Genomic DNA, 8097 nt, shown 5'->3' with positions numbered 1-8097 from the left:
TGTGGATCAGTCGGTGTGGTACGGTCATCGAAAGGGCGCGGTTGAATCCTGCGTAAAGAGGGTTAGAGATCGAACTGATCGAGTTCGCGCTGCAATTCGCGATTGCGTGCCACGCGTTCGTCGATCGTCGGGCCGTGCCTTTCGACGACCGACGTGATCAGCAGATTGAACAGGCACGTCAACGGCGCGAGCGAGTCCCAGAACTGGCCGACATCGGTTTTGACCTGCAGCAGGTCGCACTGGAAGTCGCGCGCCCATGGGCAGTAGAGATCGGTGACCAGCGCGAATGGCAGGCCGCGCCGTGTGGCGGCCTCGCAGTAGCTGCGGGCAATGCGCGAGTACGCGCGCGTATCGGTCACGACGAGATATGGCGATGCAAACCCGGAGTTCAGCGAATCGACGTACGAACCCGACATGCCGTCCGAATAGAACACGCGCGGGCGGATGTATTCGAGGTAGCTGGAAAAGGCGTTGCTGATGCCGCGCGTCGATTGAATGCCGAGGATGTACACCGCATCAGCGCTGGAAAGGCGCTCTGCGATGCGCGCGAATGCCGGTGTCTGCGCAAGCTGATAGACGTGCTGGATCGCGTCGAGATCGAGCTTGAGTGAGCGCGTCAGCGCACCGTTTGCGCCTGCTGTCGTCGCTTCGCCTGGTTTGACTGCCTGTCCCGATTCTCGCGATTGTCCCGACAGCCGGCGGTATTCGTTTAGCCGGTCGGTGATCATCCACGGGCGTTCCTGTGCGCCGCGCAGTTCGCGCTTGAGGTCGTCGAGGTTGCGGTAGCCAATGCTGCGCAGAAAGCGTCCGACGGAAATCCCGCTCGTGCCGGTTTGCTGCGCGATCTGGTCGGCGGTTTCGAGGCCCAGTCGCCCGAGGTTCGCCAGCATGTAGCTGGCGATGCGCTTCGCCGTGGGGGTGAGTTCGGCAAAACGCGATTCGACGGTCTGAGTGAAGGCGGTCGGCATCGTGGCGGTCGGTGTTTGTTATTTACATGTCATTGGTTTTCAAATTGAGATGTATCTAACAGAGCCAATAAAGTCAGTGCCAACTTAAAAAATTAATTGGAGGTGTTTCTTTGATAGGTTTTGGCCGCTCACTGCGTTCGAGCAGCAAGCGCCAGAAATTGCACGAGAAGTACGACTACCCGTTCTAGTACGTGACCTTGAAGGTCGGCGAGTCTTCCGGCCGGCTCTTGCGTCGATCATAGATACGGGTGGTCGCGATGTTGGCGTGACCCAGCCATTCCTGCACCTTTGCGATGTCGGCCTCGTAGTCGAGCGCGTTGGTCGCGGCAGTCGCGCGCAGGCTGTGTACGCCGAAAGCTTCCACGCTGATCCTGGCCTGCGCCGCATACGCGAGCACGCACTTGTACACGCCGTCGGCCGTGATCGCTTTGCCGGTTTTCCGGGTCGGCTGAAACAGTGCGGCGTCTGGTGTCATCGCGTGGCCGGCCACTTCCATGTACGTGTGGAGGCGTTCCGCGCTCGCGGGATGGAGCGGGACGTAACGGGTCTTGCCACCCTTGCCGTGCACGCGCAGATGCGGCACGCCGCGGCGGTCATGAATGTCGCGGACCTTCAGCAGGCAGAGTTCCTCGCGACGCGGCCCGTGATACAGCGGCACGGCGAGCATCGCGCGATCACGTTGCCCCTTGAGCGTAGTTGGGTCAGGCGCATCGAGTAGCGCGCGCGCTTGATGATCGCCAAGCGCCGGCGTCCTGCCCTTGTTACTGTTGACCTTCGGACGCTTCGCGCCCCCGGCGGGAATTACCGGCATTCCGTGAACTCCACAACGTGGCTTTTGCGTGTCCGGTGCCGGGAAAGTGCAGAGCTCGCAATCTCCCGGGTACGGGCGCTAGAGTGGGCCTCTACCGTAAGCGCAACAGCAGGCTGTCGGATACACCTTGGGGCAGCGAGGCGGCTCCGGATTTCAGCTGACGCCCTGGGGATATGTATTTACGCCATCCGGTGGCAGTTGCCTGCGGAATAAACCTTCGAGAAATTACAGGTGTTGTGTTTGCCGATGTGGAAGCGAGGGGGCCTGTGGCGTCGACACGCTCGAGGAGGAAATCGCTACCGAAAAAATCAAAGCCAATCATGTCTCCGTGATTGTTGATGCCCTGGATGACGGACAGATTAAGTCCAGAAGGGAGATTCCCTACCAGATCGCCCACGTTCAATCTTACGCCGGGTTGCGGGACAAGATAACTACGCTGAAAATTCCCCGTGGGCTCCAAAACCAATGAGATGACAATCTGGTTGTGGTCGTTGAAGACCAATCGATTGCTGACGGTCGGGTACTGGGGAGTTCCTTCGACAAAGTAAGTCTGGAACTGTGCGTCGTGATCCCATACGCCAATCCGCTCGAGCGCAGATGGCACGAAGGAATATCCGAGCACGTCCCCACGGCTGTTAATGCCAAGGCCCCAGGCGAATGGTTCTGTGAGGGGGAAAAGCAACGTCGCCTGGCCAGTGCGGGGATCAAAGCGAAAGCCGAGTCCGTTGGTTATCCCACAGATGATCCCCTGATTATTCATTCCCGTAACCACGGGATTTCCGATCGTCGGGCCGAAGTTAAGGCTGGTAGGCTGTCCCTTGCTATAGAGCACCCAAGTTGCCTGTGACGAGGCGTTAAACGATAGGACGACGGCCATATCCGAATCGTTCAATGCGATCACGCGGGCCGTCACCTCTCCCGGTTGACGCGGAATGAGTTCCACCGAGCCCCCATGGAAAAGCGCAGCTTGCTCGAGGAAATTAATCGGGTCAGTCAGCACGCTTCCTCCGGCGGTGCCCTCGTCGTTGGCCACATAAACGATCCCGGCTGGTCCAGGCGTTATCGTGCCAGCCGCCCAGGCGGCGGTGGTGGCGCTAAGGTAATCGCAATTAGTGTCACCGAAGGAGTAAAGAGTCCCATAAACCCGACCACTATCATTGATTGCAGCGGGACTCCAAAATAGAAATGGTGCAGGCACAGCGGCGTCAAGAGAAACATAGTTGTAGCGAAACTCCTGCGCCCGAGCCGCGCTGGCCCACAACACAAGCAGCAGCAAAAGGAGCCAACTGAAACGACCTAGGTGGAAGCGCAACATTGCAAAACTCCTTTTTCAAGTCCTTTCATGAACCGCCGCGCAACGACGGCAAATTGACCACTTCAATGCGATGACCCAATGCAGTGCCGCAAATTGATGTTAGACAAGGCGATCCAACTCGCCAGCCAACGTCCGTTCCTGCTCCGCCAGAATCCCTCCCCGAGTCGAGTCCGAAAAACCAGCGGCGTGAGCGGGAATGCCAAAACGTCGCTGGAGAGGGCGTTGACGCCGTTAGGACCGATCGCGAACGATTTTGAAGAGATGACGCGACTTGCACCATCGCCGGGCAAACGGCCGCTTAGTGGTTGCGGAGTGGACATCCAAATGTCCGCACGCCAGTTCGAGCGAACGACGTCTAATGGCCGCAATCTGCCTCAAGGGCGGACTTCCGTTGGATCGTCGGCGCGGAATTTATGCTAACCACCCGAACGTACCGGCTGACAGCATCAAGTAGTGCGTCGCCGGGTCCTTCCGAGTGTCGGGCTGCTACGGCCACAATTGTGACGGAGATCCCGTTCTTGTCATAAGCATATCGGACCGGAGGATGAAGATTACACAATGGTCTTTGCGTTTACCACCACGATGCCTTCCTGAAAGACGACTAGCGCGCCGGGCGCGGAACATCTGCATGATCTTCACGCACTAGCGGCGAACACTGCCACCGTTCCTACGGGGAAATTTGATGGCTCTGTACGAGATGACCGGCGAAAGCCTCAAAGAAATCAGGCCTCAGACGTTCACGCAGCTCGGCACCAGGCCCGAATCGGCGTCGGCACCGATGTGGGCCTTCATCCCGAAGTGCCACTCGTTGCCCTTCTTCGTCTGATACATCTCCGGATCTCGGCTCTTCTCAGCGTTCTTGGTCGACGGCGGCGCTTCGATGATCGTCGCGTCGACCAGCGTGCCTTCCTTCATCATCAGTCCGCGCTCACACAGCGAGATGCCGATCTCGTCGAACAACTTCCGCGTAAGCTCATGCTCGACCAGCAGACGCCGGAACTTCAACAGCGTGGTCGCATCCGGCGCGTTCTCGACGGCCAGATCGATGCCGGCGAACGCGCGCATCGCAATGCTGTCATACAGCGCGTCTTCCAGCCCTTCGTCCGACAACCCGTACCACTGCTGCAGGAAGTAGATTCGCAGCATCCGTTCCAGGCCAATCGGCGGCCGGCCTCGCTTGCCCTTCGGGTAGTACGGCTCGATGACCGACAGCAGCCGCGACCACGGGACGACCTTCTCCATCTCGGCGAGAAAGCGTTGACGCTTGGTCACGCGCTTCTTGCCCGCACTTTCCGCTTCCGCAAAACCGATCTGCCGCTTCATCATCCTGGGTCCGTTCCGTGAACTTTCCTTCCACAACGTCCTCGGCTACGTCAGCGATGACAGCCGGGCCTGATAAATCAGCGTTTCCCTAGCTTCAATAGAAGGACCCGAGCAAACTATGAATGCCGGCTGCGTCTGCAAGGTTGACCGGTAAAGAACCAATGCCCGTACCGGCAAGGCGAAACGTTGAGGAGGCGATCATGGCGCGAATCGAAGCGAAGTTGGCGGAATTAGGCTTGACGTTGCCTCAGCCGCTACAGATGCCGCAAAACATACGCATGTCTTTGCCTTTTGCATGGATTCGAGTACGAGGTGCTCGAGCTTTTGTTTCGGTTTGTGCCGGGGCGCCTGTTTTTACACTGGTATCGGACAGCTTTCCTGGCGCGCCATCTGGCTGCTTAGGGGGGCGGCTATTCAACGACAGTGCGATTTCCATGCGGCATTACGCGTTTCTGATTAGTGAAGACGAATTCGACCAGGTCTTCTCTCGTATTCGTGATTGGCTTATGTACTGGGCCGATCCCGGCAAACAACGTGCCGGTGAACCTATCGGCACAACGATGTGCCGGAGAGTGTATTTCGACGATCCCGATGGTCAATTGCTTGAGGTCATGACCCGCCCTTATAAAATTGGCGCCTAAAAGTTTGGCGCCTAAAGGTGCACAAACGCATTGCTCCTCAAAAGCGATGCAAATCGTTTCGTCGCGACAGCCACATGAAGCGGCGCATCAATGTGGCCTCTCGAGCGGGCTGACGCGTCGCTCATCGCGCGCCGGCGACGGCGTTTGTCGATGAAACGGCATGGCCAAGCGACAGGTAGCTCCGGTGCATTAGCGATTCAATGGTTGCCCAATCGGCGTCGGTGACGCTGCCCGCTTCTTCACGGGCGTCGCGAAGCAGCATCGCTTGCGCGCGCAACTGGCCGTGTTCGAGTGTCGAGCCCGCGGGCACCCGATACAGCGATGCGGCAGCTTCAGCACACGCGCTGCCCAACGCGCCGGGCGGATAACGTTCACGCTGCCGGTGCACGATCCACCATTCCAGTTCGAGCGCGGTGGTGCGCGAGACGTCGAAGTCGCGGTTCCCCGTGTTGCGGATCAGGCTGAAATAGGTTTGCAGCGCCGGCAACGCTTTTTCGTAATCGCTGCGCTCCTTGCCCTCCTTGAAAGTGAATGCGGCTGATGCGCCGTAGTAAGCGCCGACGTACGACCTTAGCGACGGAAAGTGGTATTGCGTACGCAGGGTTTGCGCCAGTTCAAGAAAGAGCGCCACGTGCTGGCGGTCATAGTAAGAGCGCCATATTTTCGTTTCGAGTGTCCCCGTCGCGATGGGATCGAAGCGGCTCAGGTCACGGTGCAACGGCCAGAAGAGATCGGCGGCGGCATAGCCGATCAGAACGACAAGGGCCAGGATCGTCCGTCGCCAGCGTCCCGGCCCAGCTGCAAGGGTCACGCGGTGCCGCAGGCCGTGGCTGCGGGCGCGCCCGGTTGTGTTCATGTCGAATAGCGTCGATATCGAATGTGCGTTGAACTCTCTATTTCACTACGCGCCCCAGCACCTCGCCCAGCTCGGCGTCGTCAAGCACTGGGACGATGTCCAGTTCCATCAGATCGCTCCACTGATAGGCGAACTCGGTGAGTTTCTTCATATCATCTGTTTCGAGCAGATCGAACCCTGCGCCCAGATCGGCTCGCGTCCACCGGCCCACCAACCGGACGCCGTCAGGCGGGAGCCCGCCGGTTCGCTGAAAGCGCGCAATGGCTTCGGCACGCTGCTGGGTATCCGGTGCCCAGTGGAAGGTCATCATGAATTTCATGGCGGTGTCTCCTGACGGTGGCTCGTCCACCTGCTTCAATTTATACGCTCGATGGCGACATACGGATGCAATTGGGCGTGTGCACTGCAACGCAAGTCGACACAGGGAGCCGATCGGGACGAACGCTTACATCGGCAGGGAAACCGGCAGTCATTCTGTTTGCATGCGTCGCCTCTAAATACCCCCTTGCCGCGTATTCCGCCCGTCATAGTGCCGTCATGTTGCTCACGACAGACAGCAAGTCGGCCAATTGCGGACGCTGGCTGAAGGCGCCGGGATTTTGCGCCGCTTCCCAGGTTTACTACGACGGCACAGTTACTACACTTGGTATGGGTCGCGGAAATCAGGTGCGCGGCCTTCTCAACTACTTCCACGCACTCCACGCTGTCGGAAAGAGCAGTTACACGCTGCACATATGGTTCGTGCGGCACGCTCGTCCCGCTGATCCATCAAACAGGAGGATGCAATCATGCAAACTGTTATAAGGAGATTTTCCGGAAAGGGCGCAAAAGAGTTGTTCGATCTGCTGGAGAAGCGCACGGCTGACGTCGAAGAACTGATGCGTTCGGTCAAAGGCTTTGTCGGCTACACCCTCGCACGCAGCGGCGATGGCGGATTCTCGGTGACTGTTTGCCAGGACAAGGCAGGCATTGATGAAAGCGTGCAAAAGGCCAAGGACTGGATCGCGAAAAACGCCGGAAGCACGGGCGTGGGCGCACCGGAGATATCGGAGGGATCAGTCCTCATTCACCTGAAGTAACTTTGCCTTGCGACTGGCAGCGCGTGAGTTCAGCGGTCGGATTGGGAGGTACGCAATTGGCCTCACCGTCCACTCCTCACGCCCACGTCTTGCCGGGTTCGTCCAGACGTACCTTTTGCAGATCCGCCGGGCTCGTCACAATGCGGCACTTCTCGCTCTCACGCCGCCTGACATGCATTCAACGGACCCGCGTCCGTACTCTTCAGAAAAGCGGAGCAGGCAATCTGTTTTCTTCTTCGGGCGAGTCGCGAACAAGCCGACGCACGCGACTCATGTCAAGCGTTGAACGGCTGCTTCGGAGGGGACTGACTGGCCGGAGTGGGTCGCGTGCTGCCGATCACAGACTTGCGCGGTTCAGGTGCGTATGCCCTTTGCATGAGGCAGCACGCGGCCAAGAAGCGACGTTCGCTTCTTCCGCCCTAGCATTCACCGCGCAATGCCGAACCACGCCAGCCTCAGATTTAGGAGCAGAACCCATTAGACATCATTCCGAAAAGCGAAATTAATCCTTGCGAACAATGCGCTTAATTATCGGCGACCTCTTTCCTAAACTCGGCATTATCTGCGTTTGCATCAAAATTCCAGTCCAATCTAGGAGGAACAGGTCATGAACAAGGCAACCAGCACATTAATCGCGGCTGTCGCCGCACTCGCGCTGTCGGGCGGGGCTTATGCACAAAGCAACAACACGCTGGCGACTCCGAGCGTAGTGTCGCCCGCCGCCGTGTCGCCGGCCAATGCAACGAGCGGCTACGGCACGCCTGGCGCCACCAACTCGGACAGCGGCATGAGCGCCGGGTCGGCGAACTCGGGCCTGCAGCAGAGCACGAACACTAGCTCGACGTCCAATACCAGCGCTTACGGGGTCAACAACACGCTGGCAACCCCAAGCACAGTGTCGCCGGCTGGCAAATAACAGCAATTAATAACGCACCAGGCGCAAGCACAAAGCGAACAAGCGTCCTCATTCACCAGCCGTTGTAAGAAAAGCCGCTGCCCTCACGGACAGCGGCTTTTTGTTTCTCCCTGACCCGTCCTGAAATGGGTTGACACTTTTCCCGCCCCTGGAAGGAGAGTCAATTGGAATCAGGGATCAAGCGAACA

The 8097-nt window shown here is 58.6% G+C and carries 8 protein-coding genes and 1 pseudogene; 3 read left to right on the top strand and 6 right to left on the bottom strand.

Features of this window, described 5'->3' with window-relative positions; all coding sequences use genetic code 11:
• Positions 1 to 62: 62 nt before the first annotated feature.
• The 4 genes and pseudogenes from sapR to AC3WLT_RS36530 form a co-directional block, all read right to left on the bottom strand.
• Entirely contained in the window at positions 63 to 968 is a 906-nt protein-coding gene (sapR, locus tag AC3WLT_RS36545; protein ID WP_492596423.1) for a sap1 transcriptional regulator SapR, read from the bottom strand.
• A gap of 184 nt (positions 969 to 1152) precedes the next feature.
• Positions 1153 to 1779: a tyrosine-type recombinase/integrase gene (locus AC3WLT_RS36540; RefSeq protein ID WP_492596422.1), complete on the bottom strand. Its 627-nt coding sequence runs from the start codon at positions 1777 to 1779 to the stop codon at positions 1153 to 1155.
• Between the two features lie 91 nt (positions 1780 to 1870).
• A complete protein-coding gene (locus AC3WLT_RS36535; protein ID WP_492596421.1) occupies positions 1871 to 3094 on the bottom strand; it encodes a hypothetical protein in 1224 nt (407 codons plus the stop codon).
• A 738-nt stretch (positions 3095 to 3832) separates the two neighbouring features.
• Positions 3833 to 4417: pseudogene (locus AC3WLT_RS36530) on the bottom strand (IS5 family transposase); the annotation flags it as partial.
• A 200-nt stretch (positions 4418 to 4617) separates the two neighbouring features.
• On the opposite strand from AC3WLT_RS36530, the gene AC3WLT_RS36525 reads away from it, so the two are divergent.
• Positions 4618 to 5058, top strand: a complete 441-nt coding sequence (locus AC3WLT_RS36525) for a VOC family protein (RefSeq protein WP_492596420.1) — start codon at positions 4618 to 4620, stop codon at positions 5056 to 5058.
• 121 nt (positions 5059 to 5179) lie between these two features.
• On the opposite strand, the gene AC3WLT_RS36520 is transcribed toward AC3WLT_RS36525, so the two are convergent.
• Entirely contained in the window at positions 5180 to 5914 is a 735-nt protein-coding gene (locus AC3WLT_RS36520; RefSeq protein ID WP_492596419.1) for a hypothetical protein, read from the bottom strand.
• Positions 5915 to 5951: 37 nt separating this feature from the next.
• Positions 5952 to 6233, bottom strand: a complete 282-nt coding sequence (locus AC3WLT_RS36515; protein ID WP_341317880.1) for a DUF3303 domain-containing protein — start codon at positions 6231 to 6233, stop codon at positions 5952 to 5954.
• Positions 6234 to 6702: 469 nt separating this feature from the next.
• Here AC3WLT_RS36515 and AC3WLT_RS36510 point away from each other — a divergent pair, with 469 nt between their 5' ends.
• Entirely contained in the window at positions 6703 to 6993 is a 291-nt protein-coding gene (locus AC3WLT_RS36510) for a hypothetical protein (protein WP_492596418.1), read from the top strand.
• 607 nt (positions 6994 to 7600) lie between these two features.
• Positions 7601 to 7909 (top strand): hypothetical protein, encoded by a 309-nt coding sequence (locus AC3WLT_RS36505; protein ID WP_492596417.1) that lies wholly within the window; start codon positions 7601 to 7603, stop codon positions 7907 to 7909.
• Positions 7910 to 8097: the final 188 nt, after the last annotated feature.

The organism is Paraburkholderia sp. FW306-2-2C-D06C (assembly GCF_058781505.1).
This window is presented reverse-complemented; position numbering and strand designations above follow the sequence as displayed.

Bases quoted from the DNA above. Each gene is read 5' to 3' on its own strand.
- sapR (WP_492596423.1), bottom strand. From the start codon at position 968: ATGCCGACCGCCTTCACTCAGACCGTCGAATCGCGTTTTGCCGAACTC.
- AC3WLT_RS36540 (WP_492596422.1), bottom strand. From the start codon at position 1,779: ATGCCGGTAATTCCCGCCGGGGGCGCGAAGCGTCCGAAGGTCAACAGT.
- AC3WLT_RS36535 (WP_492596421.1), bottom strand. From the start codon at position 3,094: ATGTTGCGCTTCCACCTAGGTCGTTTCAGTTGGCTCCTTTTGCTGCTG.
- AC3WLT_RS36525 (WP_492596420.1), top strand. From the start codon at position 4,618: ATGGCGCGAATCGAAGCGAAGTTGGCGGAATTAGGCTTGACGTTGCCT.
- AC3WLT_RS36520 (WP_492596419.1), bottom strand. From the start codon at position 5,914: ATGAACACAACCGGGCGCGCCCGCAGCCACGGCCTGCGGCACCGCGTG.
- AC3WLT_RS36515 (WP_341317880.1), bottom strand. From the start codon at position 6,233: ATGAAATTCATGATGACCTTCCACTGGGCACCGGATACCCAGCAGCGT.
- AC3WLT_RS36510 (WP_492596418.1), top strand. From the start codon at position 6,703: ATGCAAACTGTTATAAGGAGATTTTCCGGAAAGGGCGCAAAAGAGTTG.
- AC3WLT_RS36505 (WP_492596417.1), top strand. From the start codon at position 7,601: ATGAACAAGGCAACCAGCACATTAATCGCGGCTGTCGCCGCACTCGCG.